29 protein-coding genes are annotated in these 25,961 nt (G+C 59.3%); 13 read left to right on the plus strand and 16 right to left on the minus strand.

Annotated elements, in window-relative coordinates; genetic code table 11:
* Window positions 1-115: 115 nt before the first annotated feature.
* Both ACO079_RS12195 and ACO079_RS12200 read right to left on the minus strand, forming a co-directional pair.
* A complete protein-coding gene (locus tag ACO079_RS12195) occupies window positions 116-898 on the minus strand; it encodes a cupin domain-containing protein (protein ID WP_421790426.1) in 783 nt (260 codons plus the stop codon).
* Between the two features lie 160 nt (window positions 899-1,058).
* Window positions 1,059-1,691, minus strand: coding sequence for a TetR/AcrR family transcriptional regulator (locus ACO079_RS12200; protein WP_421790428.1), 633 nt, complete (start codon window positions 1,689-1,691; stop codon window positions 1,059-1,061).
* A 156-nt stretch (window positions 1,692-1,847) separates the two neighbouring features.
* On the opposite strand from ACO079_RS12200, the gene rpoH reads away from it, so the two are divergent.
* Window positions 1,848-2,744: an RNA polymerase sigma factor RpoH gene (gene rpoH / locus ACO079_RS12205; protein WP_421790430.1), complete on the plus strand. Its 897-nt coding sequence runs from the start codon at window positions 1,848-1,850 to the stop codon at window positions 2,742-2,744.
* A 61-nt stretch (window positions 2,745-2,805) separates the two neighbouring features.
* A complete protein-coding gene (locus ACO079_RS12210; RefSeq protein WP_421790432.1) occupies window positions 2,806-3,810 on the plus strand; it encodes a DUF481 domain-containing protein in 1,005 nt (334 codons plus the stop codon).
* Between the two features lie 6 nt (window positions 3,811-3,816).
* On the opposite strand, the gene ACO079_RS12215 is transcribed toward ACO079_RS12210, so the two are convergent.
* Together ACO079_RS12215 and ACO079_RS12220 are read right to left on the minus strand one after the other, a co-directional pair.
* Window positions 3,817-4,464 carry a lysoplasmalogenase gene (locus tag ACO079_RS12215; RefSeq protein ID WP_421790434.1) on the minus strand — a complete coding sequence of 216 codons (648 nt, stop codon included), beginning with the start codon at window positions 4,462-4,464 and terminating at the stop codon, window positions 3,817-3,819.
* A gap of 3 nt (window positions 4,465-4,467) precedes the next feature.
* A complete protein-coding gene (locus tag ACO079_RS12220) occupies window positions 4,468-5,820 on the minus strand; it encodes a trypsin-like serine peptidase (RefSeq protein ID WP_421790436.1) in 1,353 nt (450 codons plus the stop codon).
* 189 nt (window positions 5,821-6,009) lie between these two features.
* On the opposite strand from ACO079_RS12220, the gene ACO079_RS12225 reads away from it, so the two are divergent.
* On the plus strand, window positions 6,010-6,468 hold the full coding sequence (locus ACO079_RS12225) for a hypothetical protein (RefSeq protein WP_421790437.1): 459 nt from the start codon (window positions 6,010-6,012) through the stop codon (window positions 6,466-6,468).
* On the opposite strand, the gene ACO079_RS12230 is transcribed toward ACO079_RS12225, so the two are convergent.
* From ACO079_RS12230 to ACO079_RS12255, 6 genes are all read right to left on the minus strand, one after another.
* Window positions 6,465-7,277: a PhzF family phenazine biosynthesis protein gene (locus ACO079_RS12230; RefSeq protein WP_421790439.1), complete on the minus strand. Its 813-nt coding sequence runs from the start codon at window positions 7,275-7,277 to the stop codon at window positions 6,465-6,467. The genes ACO079_RS12225 and ACO079_RS12230 overlap by 4 nt on opposite strands.
* 8 nt (window positions 7,278-7,285) lie before the next feature.
* The gene (locus tag ACO079_RS12235; protein ID WP_421790441.1) at window positions 7,286-7,633 is read right to left on the minus strand and encodes a gamma-glutamylcyclotransferase family protein; all 348 of its coding nucleotides are present in this window, start codon (window positions 7,631-7,633) and stop codon (window positions 7,286-7,288) included.
* Window positions 7,634-7,635: 2 nt separating this feature from the next.
* Window positions 7,636-8,121, minus strand: a complete 486-nt coding sequence (locus tag ACO079_RS12240) for a DUF1254 domain-containing protein (RefSeq protein WP_421790443.1) — start codon at window positions 8,119-8,121, stop codon at window positions 7,636-7,638.
* Window positions 8,118-8,720: a DUF1214 domain-containing protein gene (locus ACO079_RS12245; protein WP_421790445.1), complete on the minus strand. Its 603-nt coding sequence runs from the start codon at window positions 8,718-8,720 to the stop codon at window positions 8,118-8,120. The genes ACO079_RS12240 and ACO079_RS12245 overlap by 4 nt, the downstream gene beginning before the upstream one ends.
* A complete protein-coding gene (locus ACO079_RS12250; protein ID WP_421790447.1) occupies window positions 8,717-9,595 on the minus strand; it encodes a thioredoxin family protein in 879 nt (292 codons plus the stop codon). The genes ACO079_RS12245 and ACO079_RS12250 overlap by 4 nt, the downstream gene beginning before the upstream one ends.
* Window positions 9,596-9,668: 73 nt before the next feature.
* Window positions 9,669-10,916, minus strand: a complete 1,248-nt coding sequence (locus ACO079_RS12255; RefSeq protein ID WP_421790449.1) for an MFS transporter — start codon at window positions 10,914-10,916, stop codon at window positions 9,669-9,671.
* 101 nt (window positions 10,917-11,017) lie between these two features.
* Between ACO079_RS12255 and ACO079_RS12260 the strand changes: the two genes are divergently transcribed.
* Complete coding sequence (locus tag ACO079_RS12260; protein ID WP_421790451.1) at window positions 11,018-11,833, plus strand: class I SAM-dependent methyltransferase; 816 nt, start codon at window positions 11,018-11,020, stop codon at window positions 11,831-11,833.
* A 38-nt stretch (window positions 11,834-11,871) separates the two neighbouring features.
* Here ACO079_RS12260 and ACO079_RS12265 read toward each other — a convergent pair whose 3' ends face one another.
* A complete protein-coding gene (locus ACO079_RS12265) occupies window positions 11,872-12,864 on the minus strand; it encodes an RluA family pseudouridine synthase (protein WP_421790453.1) in 993 nt (330 codons plus the stop codon).
* A gap of 303 nt (window positions 12,865-13,167) precedes the next feature.
* On the opposite strand from ACO079_RS12265, the gene ACO079_RS12270 reads away from it, so the two are divergent.
* Complete coding sequence (locus ACO079_RS12270; RefSeq protein ID WP_421790455.1) at window positions 13,168-13,632, plus strand: GNAT family N-acetyltransferase; 465 nt, start codon at window positions 13,168-13,170, stop codon at window positions 13,630-13,632.
* Window positions 13,633-13,698: 66 nt separating this feature from the next.
* Here ACO079_RS12270 and folE read toward each other — a convergent pair whose 3' ends face one another.
* Window positions 13,699-14,319: a GTP cyclohydrolase I FolE gene (gene folE, locus ACO079_RS12275; RefSeq protein WP_421790457.1), complete on the minus strand. Its 621-nt coding sequence runs from the start codon at window positions 14,317-14,319 to the stop codon at window positions 13,699-13,701.
* 222 nt (window positions 14,320-14,541) lie between these two features.
* On the opposite strand from folE, the gene cysS reads away from it, so the two are divergent.
* The 6 genes from cysS to ACO079_RS12305 all read left to right on the plus strand — a co-directional run bounded on the left by cysS (window position 14,542) and on the right by ACO079_RS12305 (window position 20,871).
* Entirely contained in the window at window positions 14,542-15,915 is a 1,374-nt protein-coding gene (cysS, locus tag ACO079_RS12280; protein ID WP_421790459.1) for a cysteine--tRNA ligase, read from the plus strand.
* A 44-nt stretch (window positions 15,916-15,959) separates the two neighbouring features.
* Window positions 15,960-16,409, plus strand: a complete 450-nt coding sequence (locus ACO079_RS12285) for an iron-sulfur cluster assembly scaffold protein (protein ID WP_421790461.1) — start codon at window positions 15,960-15,962, stop codon at window positions 16,407-16,409.
* Window positions 16,410-16,525: 116 nt separating this feature from the next.
* On the plus strand, window positions 16,526-16,876 hold the full coding sequence (yidD, locus tag ACO079_RS12290) for a membrane protein insertion efficiency factor YidD (protein ID WP_421790463.1): 351 nt from the start codon (window positions 16,526-16,528) through the stop codon (window positions 16,874-16,876).
* The gene (gene thrS, locus ACO079_RS12295) at window positions 16,873-18,804 is read left to right on the plus strand and encodes a threonine--tRNA ligase (protein ID WP_421790465.1); all 1,932 of its coding nucleotides are present in this window, start codon (window positions 16,873-16,875) and stop codon (window positions 18,802-18,804) included. The genes yidD and thrS overlap by 4 nt, the downstream gene beginning before the upstream one ends.
* Before the next feature lie 7 nt (window positions 18,805-18,811).
* Window positions 18,812-20,035 carry an O-antigen ligase family protein gene (locus tag ACO079_RS12300; protein ID WP_421790467.1) on the plus strand — a complete coding sequence of 408 codons (1,224 nt, stop codon included), beginning with the start codon at window positions 18,812-18,814 and terminating at the stop codon, window positions 20,033-20,035.
* Window positions 20,032-20,871, plus strand: a complete 840-nt coding sequence (locus tag ACO079_RS12305) for a glycosyltransferase (protein WP_421790469.1) — start codon at window positions 20,032-20,034, stop codon at window positions 20,869-20,871. Before ACO079_RS12300 ends, ACO079_RS12305 begins: the two co-directional genes overlap by 4 nt.
* On the opposite strand, the gene ACO079_RS12310 is transcribed toward ACO079_RS12305, so the two are convergent.
* Complete coding sequence (locus ACO079_RS12310) at window positions 20,868-21,767, minus strand: hydroxymethylglutaryl-CoA lyase (protein WP_421790471.1); 900 nt, start codon at window positions 21,765-21,767, stop codon at window positions 20,868-20,870. The genes ACO079_RS12305 and ACO079_RS12310 overlap by 4 nt on opposite strands.
* A gap of 3 nt (window positions 21,768-21,770) precedes the next feature.
* Window positions 21,771-23,423, minus strand: coding sequence for an ArnT family glycosyltransferase (locus ACO079_RS12315; RefSeq protein ID WP_421790472.1), 1,653 nt, complete (start codon window positions 23,421-23,423; stop codon window positions 21,771-21,773).
* 111 nt (window positions 23,424-23,534) lie between these two features.
* Between ACO079_RS12315 and ACO079_RS12320 the strand changes: the two genes are divergently transcribed.
* Both ACO079_RS12320 and ACO079_RS12325 read left to right on the plus strand, forming a co-directional pair.
* Complete coding sequence (locus ACO079_RS12320; protein ID WP_421790474.1) at window positions 23,535-24,269, plus strand: glycosyltransferase family 2 protein; 735 nt, start codon at window positions 23,535-23,537, stop codon at window positions 24,267-24,269.
* Window positions 24,270-24,282: 13 nt separating this feature from the next.
* Window positions 24,283-24,786, plus strand: a complete 504-nt coding sequence (locus tag ACO079_RS12325; protein WP_421790476.1) for a hypothetical protein — start codon at window positions 24,283-24,285, stop codon at window positions 24,784-24,786.
* 125 nt (window positions 24,787-24,911) lie between these two features.
* Here ACO079_RS12325 and ACO079_RS12330 read toward each other — a convergent pair whose 3' ends face one another.
* Window positions 24,912-25,223 carry a hypothetical protein gene (locus ACO079_RS12330; protein WP_421790478.1) on the minus strand — a complete coding sequence of 104 codons (312 nt, stop codon included), beginning with the start codon at window positions 25,221-25,223 and terminating at the stop codon, window positions 24,912-24,914.
* Window positions 25,224-25,349: 126 nt separating this feature from the next.
* The gene (gene phaR, locus ACO079_RS12335) at window positions 25,350-25,943 is read right to left on the minus strand and encodes a polyhydroxyalkanoate synthesis repressor PhaR (protein ID WP_421790480.1); all 594 of its coding nucleotides are present in this window, start codon (window positions 25,941-25,943) and stop codon (window positions 25,350-25,352) included.
* Window positions 25,944-25,961: the final 18 nt, after the last annotated feature.

Raw genomic sequence — 25,961 nt, forward strand, 5'->3', positions numbered from 1 at the left:
CAACGACGAGATCGTCCGGTCAAGCCGGACGATGACGAAAGGGGGAACGGGTTCACCTTTTCAAATTGAATGGACCCTCGGGTCGAGCCCGAGGGACCCAGAAGATCAAAGGACTCTAAGCCCCATCTCCGAACATGAAGAGGAAGCCGTTGACTTCGTGTTCCACATCTTCCGGCAGCCAGAACTGGTGGTCCTGTCCGGCGGGTACGAAATAGGCATTGCCGGCCTCAATCCGGACATCGCGGCCATTGATGCGGCCATAGGCCCATCCTTCGGTCACGATAAAGAGCGACGGAAAAGGATTGGTCTGGGAATCCGGGTTTTCATTCACATGCTGGCCCGGCCGGATGTTGAAAAAGCCGCTGCGAAAGCCCGGTTGATAGTAAAACACGCCGGCATTGGCGCCATGCGTCATCCGGGTGTGATCACGTCCGAAGGGAATGATTTCCGGCTGACCGCGATTCCAGAAATGAAAGGCGGTGCCCAACAGATCATTGAGGAAGGTTTCGGTCGGTTGAAAGCCTTCCATTACATCCATATCCAGCGGTGCCGGATCAGTAGAAAACTCCTTGACCATCGAGGTCAGGCCCGACCATTGCCCGGAGTGAACGGCTTCGACGGCAGCCGCATCGCCGAAGAAATAATAGGTCGGCGTTTCTGGCATACCGTCGCGCAGGGCCGCCTGGCCCGGTTCTGCGGTGACGGTAAACCAACGGTCATCAATGCGGATACCAAAGGACTGCGCCTCGGCGACGTAAGGGTCCATCGCATAATCGGCGACGAAATCCTGAAGCAGGTCACGAACGGGATCACTCTGCGCCAACGCGCTGGTGGATATCAGGCCGGCGAAGACGGCGGCGGCCAGACATGGGCCCGAGAAAAGGTTTGAGGAATTCATGAGATCCTCCTTTTTGGTTTCAAGCGCCCCCAAGCGCTAACTAACCGATTGTTTAATTAAAAACAGGTGGGAATGGCAAGTCTTTATTTTATAACATAAAATTGATGAACGAAATTGCATCCAAAACCGAGTGCACGCGCATCAAACAGGGTTTACCCGATCAATCGGGCTTGAGGCCCCGCGACAGGATTTCACCCATGAATTCAGCAAATTCCTCTGGATCCGGGTTGGAATAAGGCAACCGTCCATCGGCCTGCAATCCATCCCGGAAGGGTTTGGTGATCCGGAAGAACACCAGCGATCCGATCAGGGCCAGATGCACTTGATGCGGGTCGGCCTCGCGAAAAACACCCGCCAGCTGGCCGCGTTCCAGGATCATCCGCGTGGTCTGAAAGGTACGCGACAGGCTGGCCGCCGCTTCCGGCCGCATCTGTTGCTCACCGGACAGATAATCCTGCACCAACAGGCCGGGCAGATAGGGGGCCGCTTCAAATCCGCGTGCCAGCGCCCGGGCAAAGGCCGGCAGGCGGCGCTCAGGCGGGCGCGCTTCGATGGCCTCGACATCCACCCGCGCCAAAAGGCGGGTCACGCCTTCATCGAGGATGGATTGATAAAGCCCGGTCTTGGAGCCGAAATAATAGGAGACCATTGCCTTGTTCAGACCGGTCGCCTCGGCGATCATATCCAGAGAGGTGGCGGCAAAGCCCCTCTCGGCAAACAATCGCGCCCCGGCCTCCATCAAAGCAGATCGGGAGGCGGCAGCATTCCGGGACTGGCGGGCTTTACGCGGCATGGCAAAACCTTGCCGCAAGACCCCTCCCAAAACAATCATCGGAACAAGGGGGATGTGCGCGGCGTATATTCCCCTAGCATCACAACGCCGTGAAACCCTAGTATTTCCCAAACCCGCTCACTAACTAGGGCCAAGGTTAGATTTAAGGGGACGGATATGGCGAACGCCATGACATTGTCGCTTTCTCCCGAAGACGGGCTGAACCGGTATCTCTCGGAGATCCGGAAATTTCCCATGCTTGAAAAGGAAGAGGAGTTCATGCTCGCCCGGCGCTGGCAGGAGCATGACGATACCGGCGCGGCTGAAAAGCTGGTCACCTCGCACCTGCGTCTCGTGGCGAAGATCGCCATGGGCTATCGCGGCTATGGCCTGCCGATCGCGGAAGTGATTTCCGAAGGTAATGTCGGCCTGATGCAGGCGGTCAAGAAATTCGACCCGGACAAGGGCTTCCGCCTGGCGACCTATGCCATGTGGTGGATCCGCGCCTCGATCCAGGAATATGTGTTGCGATCCTGGTCGCTGGTGAAAATGGGCACCACCGCTGCTCAGAAAAAGCTGTTCTTCAACCTTCGCCGCATGAAGTCGAAAATGCAGGCGCTGGATGATGGCGATCTGACCCCGGATCAGGTGGAAGACATCGCAACCAAGCTGGGCGTAACGGATGATGATGTCATCTCGATGAACCGCCGCCTGTCCGGCCCGGATGCGTCGCTGAACGCGCCTCTGAAGGCGGCTGAAGGTGATGCCGAATGGCAGGATTGGCTGGAAGATGATGACGCCGTCAATCAGGAAGCCGAGCTGGCGGAAACCGATGAGTTCGATCAGCGCATGACGCTGCTGCAGGATGCGATGTCTGATCTCAATGATCGCGAGCGTCACATCATTCAGGAGCGCAAGCTTACCGATGAGCCCAAAACGCTCGAAGAACTGGCGGAGGTTTACGGCGTCAGCCGCGAACGTATCCGTCAGATCGAAGTGCGCGCCTTTGAAAAGCTGCAGATCGCCATGAAAAAGGCGGCCGCCGAGCAAGGCCTGATGGCCGAAGAGGCGTAAGCCTCCCTCGACAACTCAAGACGTTCAAACTAGGTCTCGCCCCAGATATGGAGCGGGACCTATGTTTTTGCGCGTAATTCTTGTTGGACTGGCCTTTGCCATCACCAGCCCGGCCTTCGGTCAGGCGTTGTCTGAGGATTATCGCCGCTTGCTCGCGGCTGCGGCGGAAAGCCAGAGCGATGAAGCGTTTGCCGAAACTGTTGATCTGATGGCACGCGTTGCCCCGGGTGGTGCGGCCTCGGTGCTGGACGCTCTGGCAGAAATCAACCCACAGCGACTGGTACTGGCAGAAAATCGTTTCATCGCGGCGGATATCGGCGTGCAACAGATGGTCGATCTGGAATTACCGCCTGCGCCGGCCAGCGAGGACGACGTCCCTATTATGCCCGAGGCGGAGGCAGACAATGGCTTTGCCTTCCTGCCACCCATTTCCGGTTGGTCAGGCCGGGTGTCTGCGGGCTTGCGGGTGGACTCCGGCAATTCCGATCAACAGGATTATTCGCTGGGGCTCGATGTTGAGCGCGATCTCGCCGAATGGGGTTTCACCGGCAGCATTGATTATGCCTATTCCGAATCCGGTGGCGCCACCTCCCGCGATCAGCTGGGAATTGATGCGCGCGGCGAACGCTCTCTGGGCGATCGCTGGAGTCTTTTCCTCGGCGGAGAGTTTGATCAGGATCAGCTTTCCAGCTTTGACTATACCGCTTTCCTGAGCGCTGGCGCGGCCTACCGGCCGGCCTTGCCGGAAGACAAGGAATGGGTCCTCCGCGCCGGTCCGGGTATCCGCTATCTGGTGCCGGTGGTGGGTCAATCGGAAAGCCAGTTTGCGCTGGATCTGGGATCAGAATTCGGTTGGCAGATCACCGAAACCAGCCGTTTTACGTCAGATACAACCGTGTTGATTGCGGAATCGGCTCGCGCTGAACAGACCTTCGCCTTCATCACGGCGCTCAGCGAAGCCTGGGCAGTGGAAGCCTCTTGGCGCTACATCCACGAATTTGAACCGCTCCCCGGTTTTGAGGAGGGCGATTCGCGCTTTGATATTTCGATTGTCCGGGAGTTCTAGCTACGCCTATTCCGGCTTTTCGTGGATCAGCCCGAACAAAAGGCAGAACTGTGCGGCGACATAGCTGATCCAGACGGCTGGCCCGCGCCAGGCGGGATCGTAATTCTGGAACAGATTAAGCGCGATCAGCGTATCAGAACCGACAAACAGCAAGGCACCGATCACCGCCAACCAACGCGCTTTTGAGAGCGCAGCCAGCACGGCCATGACGACGATGATGCCGTTATAGGCGGTGGCCGGGATAGCCAGGTCGCCCATGCCGGGCTGCATCCATAACAGGATGACCACCCCGGCAATGGCAATGATTGCGGCAAGGACATAGCCGGTCAGGCCACGAAGGCCCCGCATCCGGATCACCCGCAGGAAAATCCAGCCATAAAGGATGTGCGCCGCCCCAAAGGCGAGAATACCCAGCGTCATTCGGGCAGGTTCTAGTGCGAGCATGGCATCGCCGACCGCTGAGGCTGCCAGCGCCAGCGCCAGCAGAAAGGCTTGCCGACGGGCCGCATAGATGGCCAGAAAGACAATCCCGGAGGCTTTTAGAGCCACCCGCGGATAGCCCTCAACCGGCAATCCGAACTGCGTCAGCAAATAGCCGAGGGCCAACACTGCGGCCCCGCCCAGAAATAGATATCCCCGCCCGTCAGCCTGCATGCATTATTCCGCCTTGGGTCCGGCCGGAGCAAAGGGGTTGGTGCCGCCACCGGCAAGGCCACTGCCTGGATCGCCACCTATACCCGGCTTGACCGGACCGGGTCCACCGGAGGGCCGCCTCGTCTGGCCCAAACGGCCAGACAGGAAGTCCTCATAATAGGGAACCCATTCGTCCGAGCGGGCGGCAATGTATATGTAGGGGCCGTTCGGGTTGCGCCGGAAATTGGAGTCGGTGGCAACGATGAAATACTCATTGCCCTCGCGGATCATAAAGGGCGAACCGCTATCCCCGCGTGTTGTATCGCATTCATGTGCCATCGTATTATCGGGATAGATCGTGATCATACGGCAGCGTTCATTGCCAGACAGATGCTCACCCGTATCGTGGCTATAGCCGGCCTGGTAGATGTCGGCATTCAGCGCAGCACGATTGCCTGCTTCATTGACCAGCGCGCGTATTCCGACAAAGCCCAGCTCGTCTCCTAGCCGGCGATCGATGCGGAGCAGCGCCCAGTCCGTTCCATCAATTTCATCCGTCGAAGCATAGCGTTCCGCATTCCAGCCCGGCGACATGAAATGGTCCGTGATCCGCGCCGTTCGGGGCCCGCCGGGCAAACCATAGCCGGTTTCAAATCGGCCGGAATGGTTCACGCCGTTGCTCCCGGCTATGCAGTGGCCCGCGGTGACCAGCACGTCCGGTCCAATCAGGGTTGCGGTACAGGCTCCACCGCTGTCGAGGTGGATTTGGCCCACCACGACCCAGGGAAAGATCGACGTGTCCATGAAAACGCGATCGTCGAACCCGAAATAATGGTCGAATATCGTCAGCGGGCGTTCGCGGCCCAGGCAATCCGCCCGGTCCGTGCGCCGGGCACAGCTGCCATTGCCACCATGCGCGCGCTCCTGGCAAACACCATCGAAGGCCGTCTCACAGCTATCCGTCTGGAAGCGGAGCGCAACAATATCGCCGCAATCTGTCGAGTCGGTGCCTTGCACACATGCGCCTGTGCCCAGGCCGGGTTCATCGCATTCATTGTCGTTCGCCCAACGGCAGCTATCGTCCTCTGCGCCCGTCAGAATGCGCCAGCAGTCGGAATAATCGGTGTTCTCGCGGCAGGCTCCGGTGCCATAGCGCGGATCATCGCATTCATTGTCATTGGCCCACCGGCAGCTGTCATCGCCCCGGAATTCTGCGGGAACGGGCTGGGTGGTTTGACCGCCCATACCGGGCTTTACCTGAACAATCCGGAGCCAGCGGCTAATTTCATCGGACGACAGGTGTGGGTCCGCCTCATCCGCCAACCCCGTTGCGCTGAACGGAATGAAAAGAAAGGCTATCATCGCAAAGATGCGCATCGAATATCCCCTGATCTTGCCTGTCCCTGCACGGCTTGAGCCTAACGGCCCAATCGACACCGGTCTATGACCCAAAAACGGCGAGCGTATGTCTTTGCAGGTTTCCTGAACCGGCCGTTCAACTTCGATACAGCTTAACTCCGCTAAGCCCCGACCTGCGAATGGGACGTCGCATCTGGAGATTCGAAGATGAACAACATTGCGAAAATTCTGTCCGCTGCGGGGTTCCTGTCGCTCGCTGCTTTTGCTGCACCCGAAGCCAGTGCAGGGACCTGGCATCTGAATGCCGCCTCCTGCCCGGATCTGCGGGAAGACCGGCGCGATTCCCGGTACAATGAAGGCCGGTGGGACCGCCGCGAAGACCGCCGTGACCGCCGCGTCATCGAATGTCCACCGCGTTCCTGGACCTATGTTCCTGACCGTTGGGAACGTCATCGCGGCTTTGAGCGGGGTTCCGGCGCGCGCCGCGGAACACCCGGTATTGTCTACACCAATCGTTATGGCGACTTTTTCCGCGTGAACCGCCGCGGCCGGCAGATCCCGATTGATGTAGTTGTTCACTACGGTCGCGGACATGGCTGGTATGACCGTCCGCATCGGGGACGCGGATACCGCTACGGGTCGCGCCCGCGCCACTACCGCTACTAGAGGCGAATTTCGCCTTGAAGATAAAGGGCAGCCCGTCCGCTTAACTGGACGCGGCTGTCCCTTGATTCAACCGTGAGGGCCCCGGGGCGCGGCCCGATCTGGCGGGCTGTCAGCCGTTTCCGCCCGAACTTATCCGCCCAATACGGCGTAAGTGTACAATGGGCTGAGCCGGTGACAGGGTCTTCCGCAACGCCTGACGCGGGGGCAAAAAACCGCGAGACGAAATCTGCGGTCTCGCCGCGCGCCGTAGCAATCACATTGATATTGGCTCTGGCAATCAGACCGAAATCCGGTGTCATGCCGGCAATGGCGTTTTCGTCTTCAAACACCAGCATCTGATACCCGGCGCCGTGAACGCGCTCGACATTCAGAGCTTCCACGGGCGATCCCGCGCCGAGGGCGTCGACCACCGCAGGATTCGCGATTGCCGGCTCAAAACCGACTTTCGGTAGGTCCATTTTGAATTGGTCACTGCCAGAGTGTGAGACTCGCAATTCGCCGGAGCGAGTTGAAAAACGGGCGGTTTCGCCCTGAACCAATTCTTGCGCGAACACCCAGGCCCCGGAGGCAAAAGTGGCATGCCCGCACAGATCGACTTCCACAGCGGGGGTGAACCAGCGCAGCTGCCAGTGATCGTGGCCATCGGCAACCAAAAACGCTGTCTCCGAGAGATTGTTCGAAGCAGCGACCCCTAGAAGCTGATCATCAGGCAGAAATTTATCGAGCATACAAACGCCTGCCGGATTGCCGGTAAAAGGTGTTTCTCCATCGGAAAAGGCGTGAACTTCAGCGTAGGGAAGGGTAGTCATCGGTCTAATTATTCCGGTTTGATATAAATAATGGCGGTTTGGCCCGAAGCTAATTCGACCTCGCTCCGATCGGGGTCGACTTCATAGGCGTCGGCTGTCTCGAACTCGGCCCGGGTCAAGAAATAAACATGGCCGTCAATCGTATCAGTTGGATCGTCCGACCTAACGGCAATGGTGTGAACCGCCTTGCCGCTGGTGGCGATTACATCCGGATCGGTAATCTGAAAAGGCTCCAGACGATAACCCGCCAATTTGTCGGCATGGCCGTCGAGAAGACGCCCGAAGAGCTCGGTCTGAACGCGTTCCAACTGAAGTGTACCATAGGCAAAGACCGCAATATCGGCCGGATCCGCCACGATCAGACCTCGTCGCAGAGGTCGCGGGACCGGCGAACGGCATCCGCTTCGGCAATCGTGTCCTCATCCGGGGCCAGCCGGCGGATCAGCGCAATCCCCGTGGCACTGCCCAGATCGACATCACCGCCGTCCCCGATGGTGATTTCGATATCACCGTCGATCTCGGTGTCATTGCGGGTGAATACATTATCAGTGTTGCCGCTGAAGACTGCGAGCGACATGTAGCCGCCCCAATCGGCAGCCCGGACGCGCACCGGACCATTGGAAACGTCTAACAGGCAAATGGAATATAATAGGTCTGGCGAAGGCCTTACGACACGCCGGCTGTTTTCATCGGTTGGGGGCACGTGCGCGATCTGGTTGGTCGCAGCCCCGATACTCGCAAGCCGATCCATGGCGGTGTTCATGGCAAGCCGTGGCAGATACCAGACGGTGGCGGCGTGAACCGCTGCGGCAGCAACAAGGAAGGCAAGGAGATACCGGATCATGCGCCGCCCTCCTGGCATCCCAGCCGGACAATATTCGGCGCTACCAGAATATCTTCTGGGGTGTTCAGCACGTCTTCGCTGGCATTGTAGAGACGGAAGAGGAGATCAAACTCACCGGCATAGCGGCTGGAAATCCAGAAAGAACCATCCCCCGGATTCTCCGCCTGAATGGTCGCGCGCCACAGGCCGTCCTCGTCGACGGGCAGGCGGGAGGCATCAGCAGAATGGGCGTCATCGGTGTTCTGGGCGAGAAAATAATCGCTGGCATAAAGCGTCACCGACCACCAGCGAGCCGCCGGGGCTTCGCCTTCGATGACATAGGCGCAGTTTTCACTCAGCTGCGCGCCGTCATCATCAACATTCCGCAGATAATAGGTCGCTTCTTCGCGCCGCAGTCCCAGCAATCCCCGCCGGGCAACATAGGCGCGGGTGTAAGGATCAGCAGCGTCTGAACCGATTGCCGCATCGCTGCGCCAATCGTCAACTTCGATGGCCTGAAAAAGACCGGGTGGGTCCAGCGGCGTCCAGCCGGACAGCCAGAGTGCGGAGGTCAAACCGGTGACCGCACCGAGGAGAAGGGTGACAATCCAGCGGATCAAAACGCCCAGCCTTCTTCTTCCCAGGGCCAGGTCCGGGCACTGTAATCGGGATAATCCAGTTCGATTTCCGGAGCGCTGGCGTCCAGCTGTTCGGCCAGTTCCGGTGTCAGGTTCGAGCCGAGTTCGAACAAGGCATCGCGGACAGTTTCGCGCGCTTGCGTATACAGATTTGACCGGTCCTGGCGCATGCGGTTTCGCTGGGCATCAATAGCGGCCTCGACGGTCTGGAATTCGGTCACAAGACGCGTTGACTCGTCGTCCTGACCGGCGCGGTCATAGTGCTCATCCATTGCTTCGCGCCAATTCTGCATTTCGAGATAGGCGAGAGACAAACGCGCCCCCTCGCGCGCCTCCCACTCATTGATCTGATCGACCAGGCGGGCATAGGTCCTGGAGTTTTCAACCACGCCGCCGGCGGGCCGCGTAAAGGCCATGCGCTGGAAGTAGCGGACAACATCAGCATGATCGCGTGAATAGGCGGTGTGCCATGTGTGCATGGTATCGCGGTTCACCAGGCCAATGTCCGGATCAATGATCAAGACAGTGGGCGTGCCATAAATGGTGTAAGCGCCCATATCCCGCAAAAGCGGCAGATGCCGGTGCCGCCAGCCGACATCAACCCAGACCAGCTCATAGTTCTCTGTGAGGAGGGTCTGCATGTCTTCCTGAGCGAAATGGTTCGCCAGCCCGCGGCTGTCATGACACCAGTTGGCACCGAAAACGATCAAGGTGCGGATGTTGTTCACGGCTGCGCGCGCGAGCGCCGCGTTGACCTCAGCGCGCGCGTCAGCCTCATCGGAGAACGGGCGTGGATGATTGTCATCGGCATGTGCGGAAAAAACGAGCAGGAAGAAAGGAAGAAAAAGACGCAACATGGACATCTCGACTGGTTTTACCTCGCAGTATGAAAGCGCCCCCGTCCGGCTTTGTCGAGTTGGATTGACCGCCTCAAGACTTTTCGATCTGTCGCCGCGATAAAAACAAGACAAGCCCGGTCAGGCTGAACACAGCTGCCATCACAAAAGGCGCACCCGCAAAACGCACGCCCAACTCACCGCTTTCGAACACGGAAAACAGCTGAGTGTAGATGAGCGGGCTGATCACCAGGATCGTGCCGTTCAAGGCCGCCAGCCCGCCCTGCAGCTCGCCCTGCGCGTTAGAGGCCACCCGCTCGGTCATGATTTTCTGCATCGCAGGTCCGAAAATGCTGCTGATAAGGGCCAGGTTGAGAATGAGATAGATCTGCCAGCCCGCCGTTGCGGTGGCAACGACGGTCAGCGTGGTGATCTGGCACGCGATGGACACCCAGATGGCGCGTCGTTCGCCGAGGTGTTTTAGCAGGAAAGGCACCATCACGATCTGACTGACCGCGAAGATGACACCGTAATAGGCGAGGGATATCCCCACCTGGCTTTCGGTCCAGCCAAATTTTGCCATCAGCGCATAGGTCCAGATCGCCGGATACACAAAGCCCGCCAGATTGACGAAGAAGAAGATAACAACCGTGGTGCCCAACCCCTCGATCCGGAACAGGCGCAAGAGGGTTCCAAACGGGTTGGCACGCCGCCAGGAAAAAGCCCGCCGGTTTTCATCGGTCAGGGATTCCCGCATGGCAAAATAGCCGAACACCGCATTGATGCCGGCAAAAGCGGCAGCGGCGAAAAACGGCGCCCGCGGGCTCAGCTCTCCCAGCAAGCCGCCGATGGCCGGGCCAATGACGAAGCCAACCCCCATCGCCGCACCAATCCAGCCAAAGCGCTGGGCGCGGTTCTCGGAGGGGGTGATGTCAGTGACATAAGCGGTCGCCGTGGCGTAAGTCGCCGCAAAAATGCCCGACAGCAGACGCGCGCCGAAAAACACCCAAAGGGCATGGGCCAGCCCCATCAGCAGGAAATCCGCCGCAAGCGCGGCCAGTGACATCAGCAGAACGGGGCGCCGGCCAAACCGGTCTGACAATCCGCCCAGCACGGGTGAGCAGAAGAACTGAGCCATCGCGAAAATAAAGGTCGCCAACCCACCCCAGGCGGCGGCCGGGCCGAGGCCTTGTCCGGTCAGCTCCATCAAAAGGGCGGGCAGCACCGGAATGATCAGGGCGAAGGCCAGAGCATCAATCAGCACCGTGGCGATTATGAAAGCCATGGCGGCGGTGCCGCCCGGCTTCTTGACGGCCCCGGTCGGCCGTTCGGCAATATCCATGCTTTACCCTGCCCCTTCCGCCGGGCGGTGCCGCTTGACACCCGCAGACCGACCCCCTAGCGACAGGCTGACACTACGCGGCGGAGGCATTGAGGCCAAGCATGGATGCGGAACTGACCCCGATTGCGCGCAATTGCCCGAATTGCGGAGCGGATCAGCCGAAAGATCTCGGCCTTGGACGGGATCCCTGGGTGATCGGCGAGTGTGGCCAGTGCGGTTTTGCCTATCTGACGGCAGCGGCGTCCTACGAAGACCTCTCGGAGCTGTATTCCTGGGAAAAAGCCATCGTCGCCGAAGCCAAGCGCCGCAAGCAAAAACAGCCCATCGTGCAATGGCTGGATCAGAAAACGCGATGGCGTCTGCACATGTTTCCGCGTCCGGAGACCAAGACCTTCCTGGAAAAACTCGTTCCAGGGGGCAATATCGTCGATATCGGATGCGGCAATGGCAAGGTCGGGCTGGCGCTGCCGGACCGGTACACGCCCTATGGCGTTGAAATTTCTAAGTCTCTGGCCGCTGAAGCTGACGCGGAATTTAGAAAGCGCGGCGGGTTTTGCGTCCACGCGCCGTCGGCAGAAGGCTTGGGTCAGTTCGAGCCCAACCTGTTCGATGGCGCGATGTTGAACTCCTACCTCGAGCATGAGGCCAAGCCTCTGCCGGTCCTGGAAGCGCTGGCCCGTGTCATGAAGCCATCCGGTGTTGCGATTATCAAAGTGCCCAATTTCGGCTCCTGGAATGCGGCGGTCATGAAGTCTGGCTGGTGCGGCATCCGTCTGCCTGATCATGTGAATTATTTTACACCGCAATCGCTGGCCAACATGGCGGCAAAGGCGGGTTTTGCGTCTGATTTTCCGGGGTCTGCCAACCTGCCAACGAATGATAATTTCTGGGCATTTCTCCGGCGCGAGGCAGCCTAGGTTTTTGGAAAGTGAGGGGACAGAAAACCTCTCACGCGTTAGAGCGTCTCCAGAAACTTCTCCAGACGCTGCATGTCCGTGGGCAAGTCCGAGGTAAAATGCAGGGCCTCGCCGGTGATCGGGTGTTTGAAGCCCAGCTCATAGGCATGAAGCGCCTGACGCCGGAAGTCCTTGAAGGCGCGGCCATCATCCAGCTCTTTGAGCTTCTGCGCCCGCCCGCGCCCATAGGTGGGGTCACCCAGCAGCGGAGCTGCGATATGCGCCATATGCACGCGGATCTGGTGGGTGCGGCCGGTTTCCAGACGGCATTCCACCTTGGAGGCCAGCGACCGGCCGAGCATCGCCCCGCCCTCACGGCCATAGGTCGCCAGCGTCTTGTAATTGGTGATCGCCAGCTTGCCGGCCAGGCTGTGCGGATCGTTCACCACCGCCATTTTCTTGCGGTCCTGATCCGACCGGGCAATGCGGGTCTTGATCCGGCCTTCGCGCGGTTCCGGAGACGAGCGGGTAAAGGCGATATAGGCGCGTTCAACGGAGTGCTCGGCAAACTGTTCGGCGAGGCCATTATGCGTCTGATCATCCTTGGCGGCGACCAGCAGCCCGGACGTATCCTTGTCCAGCCGGTGGACAATACCGGGGCGCTCCACCCCGCCAATACCCGACAGCGAGCCCGCGCAATGATGCAGCAGGGCATGCACCAGTGTGCCGGTCCAGTTGCCGGCGGCCGGGTGCACCGCCATGGCGTGCGGCTTGTTGACGATGATCAGATGATCATCCTCGAACACCACATCCAGAGGAATGTCTTCAGGGGTTGGGTCAGCCGCAACGGGCGCCGGAACGGTCAGTACATATTCTGCACCGAGAATGGTCTTGTGCGCCGGATTGGACATTACCTCACCATTGCAGGTGAGGTTTTCACCCTCGATCAACGCCTTCAGGCGCGAGCGCGAATACTCGTCAATCTCGTCTGCCAGCCAGCGGTCCAGCCGCAGGCCTTTTTGTTCGGCAATGAGGGTGATCGGGGCGGTCATGTCAGCGGGTTAGCTGAACTTGTCCGCCCCGTCACGCTCTCAGGGTAGGAGGACGTCGACTGATACAGCGACTAGGTGCCCGTATTGCGTACATCAAGCATCCAGCTTAATCATCCCATGCCCGCTATTCCGGCGGGTGTGGAGATTTTATGTTCACCATTGCGGGAAACCGCTGACCCCATAGCATGGGTCTTTGAAAAGGTTCGCAGCGATTGAAATTTCGTTCGCTGCGTTTTTTGGCTGCCTGCAGCTTTCGCACTCCGTCAGCCTCTCCGCCCTTCGGGGCCAAAAAGGTATAGAACATTGAATATCAGACCTACCAGCGCTGGAGATATTCCAGCGCTGCAAACCGTACTGGATGAAACGGAATTGTTTCCAGGCGAATTTCTGGCCGGCATGTTGTCCGGATTTCTTTCGGATACGCATGTCCAGGAACATTGGCTAAGCGTGGAACTAGATCATGAGATCGTTGGGTTTTGCTTCGCTGAACCCGAGCCCCATACAGACCGGGTTTGGAATATGCGAGCAATCGCCATTAGCCCGAAATTGCAAGGCCAAGGCATCGGCAGCCATCTAGTGGCTATGCTTGAGAGACATCTCTCCGAATCCGGTCAACGGCTCTTGATCGTGGACACGTCGGGCATGGAAACCTTCGCGCCAACACGCGAATTCTACAAAAAGAACGGCTACAAAGAAGAGGCCCGGATTAGTGACTTTTGGTTAGAAGGCGACGACAAAGTCGTCTTCTGGAAACGATTGTTGATCTAGCCGGAACAAAAAAACGGAGCGGTCCAGTGGACCGCTCCGCATTTTCGTAGATCAAAGATCCGGAGCTTAAGACGCGCGCTCGACCATCTTCATAAAGCGGCCGCGCAGATCATCGTCGGATTTGAACTCACCGGCGAAAGTGGTCGTCACCGTCGAGACGTTCGGGTGATGCACGCCGCGCGTGGTCATGCACTGGTGCTTGGCATCGATCAGCACGGCCACACCGCGCGCATCCATCGCTTCCATCAGCGTGTCAGCGATTTGCGCCGTCATGGTTTCCTGGGTCTGCATCCGCTTGGAGTAGATCTCCACTACGCGGGCAATCTTGGAGATGCCGACCACGGCCTTGCGCGGCAGATAGGCCACATGCGCGACGCCCATGATGGGGGCGAGGTGGTGTTCGCAATGGCTCTCCACATCGATATTGGTGAGCATCACCATATCGTCATAGCCCTGCACGTCTTCAAAGGTGCGGGCGAGTTCCTTGGCCGGATCGGCCTTATAGCCCGAGAACCATTCTTCATAGGCTTTGACCACGCGCTTGGGCGTATCGATCAGGCCTTCGCGATTGGGGTTATCGCCGGCCCAGGCCAGCAGTGTGCGGACAGCGGCTTCGGCTTCCTCGCGGCTGGGGCGGACAGGCGTTTGCGTTTCAGGGCGCAATTCGGCTGGGGTTTTGGCGTCCATGTTATCCATGATCCTTCCGTTTTCGGGTTACGGCTGTATACGCAGCCGGTCTAGTTCCGGTTTCCGGACCGAAGTACTGGACGCATGGGTTTAAGCAGCCGCCCGTTGTTCTTCCGGTTTCGCAATCATTGCGAGACCGCTATGTAGGGCGTGAAATCGCGCCGTCCATAGGGCTGGCTCCAGTTTATACGCTTTTTGATCAAAACGATAGGACGGGCTGTTATGGCCGAATTACATCTTCACGATACGCTGACCGGCACCAAAAGGGTGTTCGAACCGGGCAATCCGGAGCGGGTGACGATGTATGTCTGTGGCCCGACGGTTTATTCCTACGCCCATATCGGCAATGCCCGCCCGGCAGTGGTTTTCGATGTATTGTTCCGCGCACTCCAGCGCCGTTTTGGCGCGGATCGGGTCGTCTATGCGCGCAATATCACCGATGTTGAGGACAAGATCATCGAGACGATGAAGGCGACCGGGGCCTCCATGAAAGAGATCACGGACAAATACGCCGATATCTACCGCGCGGATATGGACGCGCTGGGCGTCTCGCTGCCTTCGATCGAGCCCCATGCCACGGACCATATTGGCGAGATGATCGCCATGATCGCCAGGCTGATCGAGGGCGGCCATGCCTATGTGGCGGAAGGCCATGTTCTCTTCTCGGTGAAAAGCTTTGACGATTATGGCGCGCTCTCCAAACGCGATCTGGACGATATGATGGCCGGGGCGCGCGTTGAAGTCGCGCCATACAAGAAAGACCCGACCGACTTTGTCTTGTGGAAACCCGCCAAGGATGATGAACCCGGCTGGGACAGCCCGTGGGGCCGTGGCCGTCCGGGCTGGCATATCGAATGCTCGGCCATGGCAGAAAAGCATCTGGGCGAAACCATCGACATTCATGGCGGCGGGATCGATCTCACCTTCCCGCATCATGAAAACGAGATCGCGCAATCGGTTTGCTCCCATGGCGGCAGGCCGATGGCGCGCTATTGGCTGCACAATGGCTTTTTATCGATGGACTCCACCAAAATGTCCAAATCGCTGGGCAATGTGAAACTGGTGCATGAGTTGATCGAGCACTGGCCCGGCGAGGTGCTCCGCTATGCGCTACTGACAGGGCATTACCGCGCGCCGCTCGACTGGACGGATGCGTTGCTGGAACGCTCGCAAAAATCGCTTGACCGGCTTTATGGCGTCTTGCGCCGCATCAAAGCTGAGCCCGGCAACGTGCCGGAAACGGTCGAGGCAGCTCTGGATGATGATCTCAACACGCCCAAAGCGCTAGCGGCTTTGTTTGCTCTGGCGGGAGACGCCAACCGCGCTGAAGGTGAGGCGGATCGGGCCAAAGCCGCGGGGGCTCTGCTTGCTGGCGGTCAGGCTCTGGGGCTGTTGAATGAGTCTCCGGATGCGTGGTTTGGAATTGATAGCCTGTCGGAAGCTGAACGCGCCGAAATCGATCAGCTGATTGCCGATCGCGCCGAGGCTCGCAAGGCCAAAGACTTCGCCAAGGCCGATGCCCTGCGCGATGAGCTGGTCGCCCGCAAAATCCAGGTCGAGGATGCGCCGGAAGGGTCTACCTGGCGGTTGGGGTAAGAAGCTAGCACTTCCGCCACAATTGGCTTATATCCTGCCCCGCGATGAAAGACGCGCTCTATTCCAGCGAGATTTTGAGGCTCGCCGCGGAGATTCCGCATATCGGACGGCTCGACCGGCCCGACGGTTCCGCGCGCCGTGTGTCCCGCCTTTGCGGGTCCGCGGTGGAAGTCAGCCTGCGTCTGGAAAACGACCGGATTGCTGAAATCGGCCTCGAGGTCAAAGCCTGCGCCTTGGGGCAGGCTTCCGCGTCCCTGCTGGGCGCGAATGCCATCGGCGCATCCGTCGACGATATTCGCGACGCCCGCGAGGCGCTGGCCGCCATGCTGAAAGGCGCCCCCGCCCCGGAAGGCCGGTTTGCCGGCTTGTCGGCTCTGGAAAGCGCGCGTGATTATCCCGCGCGCCATGCGTCCATCCGGCTGGCCTTTGAGGCCGCCGAAGAGGCGTTTAAACAAGCGCTTGATACCACAACCCTGACCACCGCAACCGGCTAGGGCCGGTGGCGTCTGCCAAGCCAGCAGACACCAGCCCGCCGGTCCGGAAATTCCCAAACCGAACAAAGTTTTATACACAGCCGGTCGAAAACCCGGTGATCAGGATCAACAAACCCATGAGCGAAGCCTCGTTCAGACCCTTCAGCGCGATATTGATCGCGGCGGTGCGTGTTTATCAATGGACGCTCTCGCCGGTATTTTATGCGCTGGGCGTGCGCTGCCGTCATGAGCCGACCTGTTCGGCCTATGGTGCAGATTGCGTGCGCAAGCAGGGGGCCTGGCGGGGTATCTGGTTAACGCTGGGACGCATTGCAAGATGCCGCCCGGGGGGCACGCATGGCTTTGATCCAGCACCGGAAAAACTGAATGACGTGCCCTGGTGGGCACTTAACCGCTTTCGCCTGCCGCGCGAAGCGGCTAGGAAGCCTTCAAACGGCCGGTCCGAACAACAGGACGAAGAAATATGATCAATGTAACGCTGCCCGATGGCGCGGTCCGGGAACTCCCCGAAGGCGCAAGCCCGATGGACCTCGCAGAGGGCATTTCGAAATCGCTCGCCAAAAAGGCGATCATTGCCAAAGTCGATGGCGAGGAATGGGACTTAACACGCCCGCTGGAAGGCGACGCAAAGGTCGAGCTGATCACCCGCGACATGGACGAAGCGCTTGAAGTGATCCGGCATGATGCCGCCCATGTACTGGCGCAAGCCGTGCAGGAGCTCTTCCCCGGCACGCAGGTCACAATCGGCCCGGCCATTGAAGATGGCTTCTATTATGACTTTGCCCGCGAAGAGCCCTTCTCGACGGAGGATTTCGAAGCGATCGAAAAGCGCATGGCCGAGATCGTCGATCGCGATCTGCCCTTCGTGCGCGAAGTCTGGGATCGCGATGACGCGATTGCCCACTTTAAGAGCATTGGCGAGGACTACAAAGCCGAGCTGATCAGCGATCTGCCGGAAGATGAGGTCATCACGATCTATCGCCAGGGCGAGTGGATTGACTTGTGCCGCGGACCGCACCTGCCCTCAACGGGCAAGATCGGCAAAGCCTTTAAGCTGATGAAGGTGGCCGGTGCCTATTGGCGCGGCGATCATCGCAACGCCATGCTGCAACGCATTTACGGGACGGCCTGGGCGGATGACAAACAGCTGAAAGCCCATCTGCATCGCCTGGAAGAGGCTGCCAAGCGCGACCACCGTAATCTTGGTCGCGATATGGACCTGTTCCATATGCAGGAAGAGGGGCCCGGTGCCGTCTTTTGGCATGACAAGGGCTGGCGGCTCTTCCAGTCACTGATCAACTATATGCGGCGTCGTCAGGAAGCCGCTGGCTATACGGAAATCAATACGCCGGACATGCTCGATTACGGCTTGTGGGAAACCTCGGGCCACGCCGCCAAATTCGGCGAGAACATGTATTCGCTGCTGGCGGCTGACGAGCGCAAATATGCGCTTAAACCTATGAATTGCCCGGGCGGCATTCAGGTGTTCGCGCATGGCCAGAAATCCTATCGCGACTTGCCGATGCGGGTGGCCGAGTTTGGCAAGGTGCATCGCTATGAGCCATCAGGGGCTCTGCATGGCCTGATGCGTGTTCGCCACTTCACGCAAGATGATGCGCATATCTACTGCACGCCGGAGCAGCTGCAGGAAGAGTGCATCCGTGTGGTGGATCTTATTCTCGATATTTATCGGGATTTCGGCTTTGATGACGTCGCCATCAAATTCTCGGATCGTCCTGAACAGCGGGTCGGCGATGATGCGGCCTGGGACAAGTCCGAAGCGGCCTTGAAAGCCGCTTTGGAAGCGACGGGCTTGCCGTTTTCCTATAATCCGGGTGAGGGCGCGTTTTATGGTCCGAAGCTGGAATTTGTGCTGCGCGATGCGATTGGCCGCGACTGGCAGTGCGGTACGTTGCAGGTGGATTATAACCTGCCCGCCCGCTTTGATATTGCCTATACAGGTGAAGACGGATCCAAGCATCAGCCGGTCATGTTACACCGGGCCTTGTTTGGCTCGCTGGAGCGTTTCACGGGCATTCTGATCGAGCATTATGCGGGCAAATTCCCGCTCTGGCTGGCCCCGCTTCAGGTCGTGGTCGCGACGATCACATCCGAGGCCGATGAATATGCCGAAGAGGTTGCCGCGGTGTTCAAGAAGGCGGGACTTCGCGTCGAAGCGGATACGCGCAATGAGAAGATCAATTACAAAGTCCGCGAACATTCGGTCGGCAAAGTGCCGGTGATTGCCGTTGTCGGCGCCCGCGAAGCCGAGAACCGCAAGGTGGCCCTCCGCTTCCTGGGCGAGGGTAACAAGCAACAGGAAATCCTCGATCTGGATGTGGCCGCTGCCCAGCTGGCCGATGAGGCCACGCCGCCAGATCTCAAACGGGGCTGATGAGGACATGGTAACTGCCGCATCCGATAAGGGCCAGGCCCGGGCCGGAATTGCGGCGGTTATCTTCCTTTTCCTGTGTGGGCTGGGCGCGGGGTCCGGCGGCCTGCCCATACCGCCGATCGTCGCGCTCGCCGGGATCATCGCCATGCCCTGGCGGCAGATTTTGGCATTGAAGAAAGATCCACCCTGGGAAGTTCTGCTGGGTGTGCTTTTCCTGCTCTGGGCGGCCTTGAGCTGGACCTGGTCGCCTTATGAACGCCCCGATCAGGCGATAAAACTCCTGGTCGGAGTCCCGATCTATGCCGCTTTTGCGTTTGCCCTGTCGAACCTGACAGGGAAGTGGAAGTCGCGCGCCGAAGCGGCCTTCCTGTTTATGACCTTCACTGCGGCGCTCTACCTGTTTTCGGAGTTCGTCAACAATATGGATTCCACAATTGCCTATAAAACCGGCGCGGAAAACAAGGACCCGACCACACCGGAAGTCCAGTTTGAGGCCATGCGCACACTAGGCCATGGCGTCTTGCCACTGGTCTTGTTTGCCGGACCCGCGGCTGCGCTCGCCTGGCGGGAAGGCGGCCCACTAATTGGTCTGCTTTTACTGGCAATCGTTGGAATGACGACCCTTGGTTTCGGCTTTTATGTAAACACGCTGGCCTTTGCATTGGCGGCTGGCATTGCGGCGCTGGCTTATTTCTGGCCGCGCGGCGTTTTGTCAGCCGTCTTTGGCTGCATTGCGGGCGCCTTTGTAGTGACACCCCTTATCCTGCCCTCGCTGGCGCAAATCCTGCCCCAGGGCGTGATGGATGCTCTCCCCTTTTCCTGGGAGGCGCGTTTGAACGTCTGGCAGTTTGCGGGTGACCGGCTTGCAGAGCGGCCCTGGCTGGGTTGGGGGCTGGATGCCTCACGTGTCCTGGACGGGGTCGAAATTATGCGCGGGCTGGAACACCAGCTCTTGCCGTTGCATCCGCATAATGCGCCGATCCATGTCTGGCTTGAGACCGGCGCTTTCGGGTCCATTCTTCTGGCTTTTGCCCTTGTGATGGTGGGCGGGCGGATCGCCGGAGCCCGCTATCTGTCCCGGGTTCAAGCCGCCGCGATCGCCTGGGTCGCTGTTGCCTATTTCAGCTTCGTCTTCTTCAGCTATGGCATCTGGCAGGAATGGCACAATGCCGCGCTCGCCGTGGCGATTGCCGGCACGACCTTCCTTTCCGCCAGACCGGACAAGGCATGACCGCGGCCTCTGTCAGCGCCATCATGGTCAGCTGGCAGACCGGGCCGGTCTTGCTGGACGGTCTCAATTCATTGATCGCCGACCCCGATATCGCCGAAATCATTCTGGTCGATCACGAAAACCCGGAGGGCTTGCGGGCAAAGATAGATCAGCTGGCCGGGACTCATGACAAGCTGACCGTAATCCGGACAAATGAAAATCTCGGTTTCGCCAAAGGCTGTAATCTGGGAGCGGTGCAAGCAAGCAGCGCGCATTTGTTCTTCATCAATCCTGATGCCCGGCCCGAATCCGGTGCCGTCAATGCGTTGTTAGCGGCGCTCAAGGACCAGCCGCAAACGGCCATTGCGGGCGCACGTATTCTCGATGCCAATGGCAAAGAACAAAGCGGTTCGCGCCGCCGCGAGCTGACCCTCTGGCGTGCAATTGCGACCTTCACCGGGTTGGCTGCGCTGGGTCTTGCCAAGCCTTTCGGCCGCGAAAAGGATTCGGTGCCCGCTGCTCCTGTACAGGTCGACGCCATTTCTGGTGCCGGGTTTGCGATCCAGAAAGCCGGTTTCGATGCGCTGGGCGGCTTTGATGAAGCCTATTTCCTTCATGTCGAGGATATTGATCTGTGTCGCCGGGCGGAACGCGTCTGGTTTGTGCCCGAAGCGATTGTGCATCATGTCGGGGCCACCAGCGCAGCTAGCCCCATGGCGGTTGAATGGGCGAAAGCACAAAGCTTCGTGCGCTATTTCTGGAAGTTCGATGAAACCCTGTTGGGCCGGGCGGCAACCATAATCGTCGCGCCATTCCTTACGCTGGCCATTCTCGCCCGAGCGGTTTTGAAAAATTAGCCTGGAAATCCGCCCGCTTTCGACAGCATGCTTTCAACCGGGTGTTTGAGCCCTTCGGTTTCCAGCCATTTTGCGGTTTCGATCAACTTGCCCAGATCCAGCCCGGTCTCGAACCCGCCGCGTTCGAACATGTAGACAATGTCCTCCGTGGCCACATTGCCGGTCGCCGCCGGCGCAAAGGGGCAGCCGCCTATTCCGCCGACGGAGGCATCAATCACGTCCACACCCGACTCGACCGCAGCGTAGGCATTCGCCAGCGCGGTATTGCGCGTATTGTGAAAATGCATGCGCAGGCGGATGTCCGGCACCACCGCGCGAACGGCATCGATACGTTCGCGGACATCCCACGGCGTGGCTACACCAATCGTATCGCCCAGCGCCAATTCCATCGCCCCGGCTTTCGCGGCGCGTTCCGCCAGCATCGCGATGGTGTCCACCGGAACCTCGCCATCGAAGGGATCTCCAAACGCCACCGAGATCGTCACCGAGACCGGCACGCCATCGTCTTGCGCCAGCACAGCGATTTTGTCGAACAGGTCTGCGGTTTCTTCCGGCGTCGCATTTTGATTGCGTTTGCCGAATCCTTCCGAGGCGACCATGACGAAGTTGACCTCGTCGCATCCCGCATCGAGAGCCCGGCGCATGCCACGCTCATTGAGCGCGAGGCCAATATATTTAACTCCGTCCCGGCGCGGTACGCGCTGCATGACCTCGTCGGAATCCGCCATCGCCGGCACCAGTTTCGGGTGCACAAAGCTTGCGGCTTCCATCCGCGTTACGCCCGCCGCGATCAACCGCTCGACAAACTCGATCTTGACCTCCGTGGGCATCAGCACCGGGTCATTCTGGAGCCCGTCACGCGGGCCGACTTCAACGATTTCGATGCGCCGTGGCATGGCTCAACGCGCCTCTTCGCAATTGTGCAGCCGAACGATCAGGACGGTCTCCAGGCCGCGGGAATAATTAAATCCCGGCACTTCTGCTCGCGCACAAACGCCGGTTTCGATCTGCTCTAGCACATCCAGATCGCTACCCGAACGGGCCGTATCCTCGACAGAGGCGAACGGGCCGGACATGGCAGAAATGGCTTCACCCATCTCTTCGAAGGCCACGAGCCGTGTGCCCGTTGCGGTGAGAAACACGAAACTTGGCTCGGTATAGCTGGAAATGACGGGCAGGGCATCGAGGTCGTTCGCCTCGCTCAACTGGTCAACCGCGTTGGCGGCCTGACGAGAGAGGTCGAGATCGCGCGCGGTGGGAATGCTGACCCCCTTGAGTAAAAAATGCCCGCCCAAAGCCGCGATCAGCGCCAGCATGAGAGCCGGTGCGGGACGATTGCGAACAAGCGTCACCGCGACACCAAAAACGAGAACCACGAATATCCCCGCGCCCACATATCCGGGCAGGTCCGAGGCTCCGTATTCCAGCGGCCCGGCGATCAAAAGCACGCAGAAAGCCAGCGCGCCGAACAGGCCGAGAAAAACCGACATCAGGCGCGTCCAGGCGGGGCTGGTCCGCCATATGGACCAACCCGATCCGGCGATCAGCGCAAGGGCGGGATATACCGGCAGCGGGTAATGCGGCAGCTTGGTGGGCATCAATTCGAAGACCAGCCAGCTTGGGAGGATCCAGGCAATGAGGAAGCGCGCGGCCGAGGCAGTCTGATCGTCCTCGGCTTGCGCGTCCTTGACCGTTTTCCATAAGCCCGGCACCAGAAAAAAGATCACTGGAAGGCTTAAAAGAGAAAGCGCCAGTAGATGATAGCCCGGCAATCCGCCATGCGACTCTATCCCGGACGCCAGGCGGGGGGCGAGATCAACCCCGATCGCTTCGCGCAGGAATTCGCCGTCTGTGGCAATCTGCACAGCGATCAACCAAGGCAGCACGATCAGCGCCCCCGACACAGGGCCAGGCCAGAAAAATAGCGGTTTGATCCAGCTCCATTTGCGTTCCCAGATCAAAAGCGCCAGTCCGGTGAGGCCCGCCACCATGGGTGTGACCGGGCCTTTGATCAGGATGCCCAGGCCGAGCATTGCCCAGAAGATCAAGGCCTCGCGGCGCCCGCCGCCGGTCCGCAACGCGACCAGCGCTGCCATCGCCAGCGTCGTCACGCCCGCAAGCATGGCATCGGTTTTGGCGATACTGCCTTCTGATCCCAACAGAACGGAGACGGCAAACAGGCTTGCGCCTGCAAAGGCGGCTTCGCGGGGCATTAATCGCACCCCAGCCCAGAAACACCCCATCGCGGCCAGGATCGCACCGAGTACGGAAGGCAGCCGATAGGCCCAGATCTGGCGAGACTCGGCGTCTGAAACGATGGCGACGCTCAAGGCTTGTAGCCAGTAAATGCCGACCGGCTTTTTGTTGCGGTCATCATCCTGATAGCGGATTTCCACGAAATCACCGGTTTCCAGCATTTGCGTGGTTGCTTGCGCGTAGCGGGACTCATCGCGGTCCAGCGGTTGCACGGTGAAGATGCCCGACAGCGCGGCAATTGCTGCCAGCGCGCCGATAATCCACCAGGCTTTGTGTCCGCCGATCCAGTCCGCCATCATCACGATCTGAGCTTGGGGGTGGAGAAACGCCTCGCACCCTCTGTGTTTTCAGGTATGAAACGCCAAGGACAGGTCCGCAAGTTAGACAGGGCAGGACAGACAGCGGAAATGAATAATTCGGTTCCCGACATCTCGGTGGTGGTTCCCGCCCATAATGAAGCGGGCAATGTGACCAATCTGGCGCGCGAAATCGCCACCGCGCTGGAGGGCCGCAATTACGAGATGATCTTCGTCGATGACTGTTCGACGGACGACACGAAAGCCGAGCTCATCGCGGCAAAGGCCGAGTTTCCAACGCTGCGGGTGCTCTCACATCGCCAAAATGCGGGACAATCGCGATCCTTGCGGACCGGCATAATGGCGGCCCGGGGCCGGATTATCGGCACAATGGATGGTGACGGGCAAAACCCGCCGGCTGATCTGCCAATCCTGATCGACACCTTGATCCGCGAGGATGCACCGGAAACCCTGGCGGTTGTGGGCGGGCGCCGGGCGAAACGGCAGGACTCGGCCTGGAAAAAATTCGCATCGCGTCTGGGCAATGGCGTGCGCAAGGCTCTCTTGCGCGATGACGCTGATGACACCGGATGCGGGTTGAAAGCCTTTTATCACGACGCGTATCTGCGCCTGCCCTATTTCGATCATCAGCACCGATTTCTCTATGCGCTGTTCAAGCGAGAGGGCTTTTCGGCGGAGTTTCAGGATGTGGGACACCGGCCACGCGGCGCGGGAAAATCGAAATATACGAACTTTGGTCGGCTTTTCGCCTCATTGTCAGACATGCTAGGGATAATGTGGCTGAACTCGCGGGCGCGAAATCCCGGCGGTTCGGACGAAGTGTAAAGGGAGTAGAGTCATGGCCAATGGCGGCGATCAGGGGTTTTTCCTCGGAATGATGGCCAGCCGCCGCGCGCGCGAACGCCGTGCGGCTGGTGACGAAGGCCAATCCAGAGGGGGTGGTAACATGTTCAATATTTTTCCGCTGATGATCATTCCGGTCATCATCTATTCGGCTGTGGCGCTCATCGGAGGACCCGAAGCGATCACATCGGTTCTGTTCACGGTGACTATGGTCTCGGGCCAGGAATGGGCGCTCAGCCTGGGCGATCTGCTGTTGGTCTTCAGCCTGATCTTCCTGTTCATTGAAACTGTGAAGGCGGCCGGCTCCGGCACGGCGACCATTATGAACCATGGCTTGTCCATGCTGGTCTTTGTTGTCTGCCTGGCGCTGTTCTTGTTGGTTGGCGCATTTGCGACGTCGGTTTTCTTCATCCTGATGATGATGACGCTGATTGATACGCTGGCCGGCTTTATCATCACCGTGGTGGCAGCGCGCCGCGACCTCGCGGTCGGTGAATAATCGCTGAAAGTCTTGTGGGCCTGGTCCGGCGTGGTGTCCGGATCAGGCCAACAGGAAAAGCAGGCCGCCGGCGATTATAGCATCCAGCGTAATGGCCAGGCGGTGTTTCAGGAAATCAAGACGGATCATGCGCAACGCTCCATGACGGGCGTTGCGTCATTTGCGTGTGCGGGTTGCGCATAGGCGCGGTGAAAGCGCTGGCGCTCGCTCATATCGGCGCGCAGGCCCCGGCGGCGAGGTGCGCTGGCAAGATCAACCGCGACCGCCGCGGCAACCAGCATCCCGGATGTGTGACGTGTCTCTGACGGGAAGGCAGAGCGGGATGGGAGGTCGCGCCGTGGCGGGCGGTCGTTAAAATCCGTCACATCGCTGACCGGCGCAACGCGGGACACGTTGCGGGTCGGGACGTAGGTCAGGAGGCCACGGATCGTTGTCATGGGGATTACTTCCGCAAGGCTGATGCCAGGTCTTAAGCGGAAATTAACCCTGATTTAGGCCGGAAACAGGTCATTTGGCGGGCGAAACGCCCGGCTCGTTAAGATTTTCGTTACGAATTGAGACAGCTACTTTTTCGACAACCGGTCGATCTTGGCCTGCATGGCATCCAATTCGGCGCGCATGGCTTTCAGCTCTTCGCTGTCGTTGGAAACGGCCGCTTCGGCGGGGGTTTCCGGCTCGTCTTGCGGGCTGCCTGCCGTATAGGGGCTGAACATCTGCATCGCCTGGCCGAACATTTCCATATTGCGGCGGGTTTGCTCCTGGAAAGCCTCCATCATCGCCTGCGGTGAGGTCATGGAATTTGCCATCTGCTCACGCATCTCTTCCTGCTGCTGGGTAAAGGCGGTCATGGTCGCCTCCAGATAGCTGGGTACGACCGAGCGCAGGCTATCGTCATAATACTGGATCAGCTGGCGCAGGAAGGGTAGCGGTAAAAGGTTTGCGCCGCGCGCTTCCTCCTCGAAAATGATCTGGCTCAAAACGCTATGGGTCAGGTCTTCTCCGGATTTTGCGTCAACCACGGTGAAATCGCGGCCTTCCTTCACCAGCTCGCGCACATAATCCAACGTGACATACTGGCTGGAGGTCGTGTCATAGAGGCGCCGGTTCGCATATTTCTTGATGACAACGGCGTCGCCAGAATCCTGTTTATCGGCCATGGTCTGCGAATTCCTTTT

This window comes from Hyphobacterium sp. (genome assembly GCF_965228115.1).
Taxonomy (GTDB): Bacteria; Pseudomonadota; Alphaproteobacteria; order Caulobacterales; family Maricaulaceae; genus Hyphobacterium.

Excerpts from the sequence above, each read along its gene's own strand:
- ACO079_RS12265 (WP_421790453.1), bottom strand. The coding sequence starts at position 12,864 with ATGACCGCCCCGATCACCCTCATTGCCGAACAAAAAGGCCTGCGGCTG.
- ACO079_RS12240 (WP_421790443.1), bottom strand. The coding sequence starts at position 8,121 with ATGATCCGGTATCTCCTTGCCTTCCTTGTTGCTGCCGCAGCGGTTCAC.
- ACO079_RS12225 (WP_421790437.1), top strand. The coding sequence starts at position 6,010 with ATGAACAACATTGCGAAAATTCTGTCCGCTGCGGGGTTCCTGTCGCTC.
- ACO079_RS12285 (WP_421790461.1), top strand. The coding sequence starts at position 15,960 with ATGAAAGACGCGCTCTATTCCAGCGAGATTTTGAGGCTCGCCGCGGAG.
- ACO079_RS12320 (WP_421790474.1), top strand. The coding sequence starts at position 23,535 with ATGAATAATTCGGTTCCCGACATCTCGGTGGTGGTTCCCGCCCATAAT.
- ACO079_RS12305 (WP_421790469.1), top strand. The coding sequence starts at position 20,032 with ATGACCGCGGCCTCTGTCAGCGCCATCATGGTCAGCTGGCAGACCGGG.
- ACO079_RS12195 (WP_421790426.1), bottom strand. The coding sequence starts at position 898 with ATGAATTCCTCAAACCTTTTCTCGGGCCCATGTCTGGCCGCCGCCGTC.
- ACO079_RS12200 (WP_421790428.1), bottom strand. The coding sequence starts at position 1,691 with ATGCCGCGTAAAGCCCGCCAGTCCCGGAATGCTGCCGCCTCCCGATCT.
- ACO079_RS12260 (WP_421790451.1), top strand. The coding sequence starts at position 11,018 with ATGGATGCGGAACTGACCCCGATTGCGCGCAATTGCCCGAATTGCGGA.
- ACO079_RS12210 (WP_421790432.1), top strand. The coding sequence starts at position 2,806 with ATGTTTTTGCGCGTAATTCTTGTTGGACTGGCCTTTGCCATCACCAGC.
- folE (WP_421790457.1), bottom strand. The coding sequence starts at position 14,319 with ATGGACGCCAAAACCCCAGCCGAATTGCGCCCTGAAACGCAAACGCCT.
- ACO079_RS12230 (WP_421790439.1), bottom strand. The coding sequence starts at position 7,277 with ATGACTACCCTTCCCTACGCTGAAGTTCACGCCTTTTCCGATGGAGAA.
- ACO079_RS12250 (WP_421790447.1), bottom strand. The coding sequence starts at position 9,595 with ATGTTGCGTCTTTTTCTTCCTTTCTTCCTGCTCGTTTTTTCCGCACAT.
- ACO079_RS12300 (WP_421790467.1), top strand. The coding sequence starts at position 18,812 with ATGGTAACTGCCGCATCCGATAAGGGCCAGGCCCGGGCCGGAATTGCG.
- thrS (WP_421790465.1), top strand. The coding sequence starts at position 16,873 with ATGATCAATGTAACGCTGCCCGATGGCGCGGTCCGGGAACTCCCCGAA.
- ACO079_RS12220 (WP_421790436.1), bottom strand. The coding sequence starts at position 5,820 with ATGCGCATCTTTGCGATGATAGCCTTTCTTTTCATTCCGTTCAGCGCA.
- cysS (WP_421790459.1), top strand. The coding sequence starts at position 14,542 with ATGGCCGAATTACATCTTCACGATACGCTGACCGGCACCAAAAGGGTG.
- ACO079_RS12330 (WP_421790478.1), bottom strand. The coding sequence starts at position 25,223 with ATGACAACGATCCGTGGCCTCCTGACCTACGTCCCGACCCGCAACGTG.
- ACO079_RS12215 (WP_421790434.1), bottom strand. The coding sequence starts at position 4,464 with ATGCAGGCTGACGGGCGGGGATATCTATTTCTGGGCGGGGCCGCAGTG.
- phaR (WP_421790480.1), bottom strand. The coding sequence starts at position 25,943 with ATGGCCGATAAACAGGATTCTGGCGACGCCGTTGTCATCAAGAAATAT.
- ACO079_RS12255 (WP_421790449.1), bottom strand. The coding sequence starts at position 10,916 with ATGGATATTGCCGAACGGCCGACCGGGGCCGTCAAGAAGCCGGGCGGC.
- ACO079_RS12310 (WP_421790471.1), bottom strand. The coding sequence starts at position 21,767 with ATGCCACGGCGCATCGAAATCGTTGAAGTCGGCCCGCGTGACGGGCTC.
- rpoH (WP_421790430.1), top strand. The coding sequence starts at position 1,848 with ATGGCGAACGCCATGACATTGTCGCTTTCTCCCGAAGACGGGCTGAAC.
- ACO079_RS12325 (WP_421790476.1), top strand. The coding sequence starts at position 24,283 with ATGGCCAATGGCGGCGATCAGGGGTTTTTCCTCGGAATGATGGCCAGC.
- ACO079_RS12315 (WP_421790472.1), bottom strand. The coding sequence starts at position 23,423 with ATGGCGGACTGGATCGGCGGACACAAAGCCTGGTGGATTATCGGCGCG.
- yidD (WP_421790463.1), top strand. The coding sequence starts at position 16,526 with ATGAGCGAAGCCTCGTTCAGACCCTTCAGCGCGATATTGATCGCGGCG.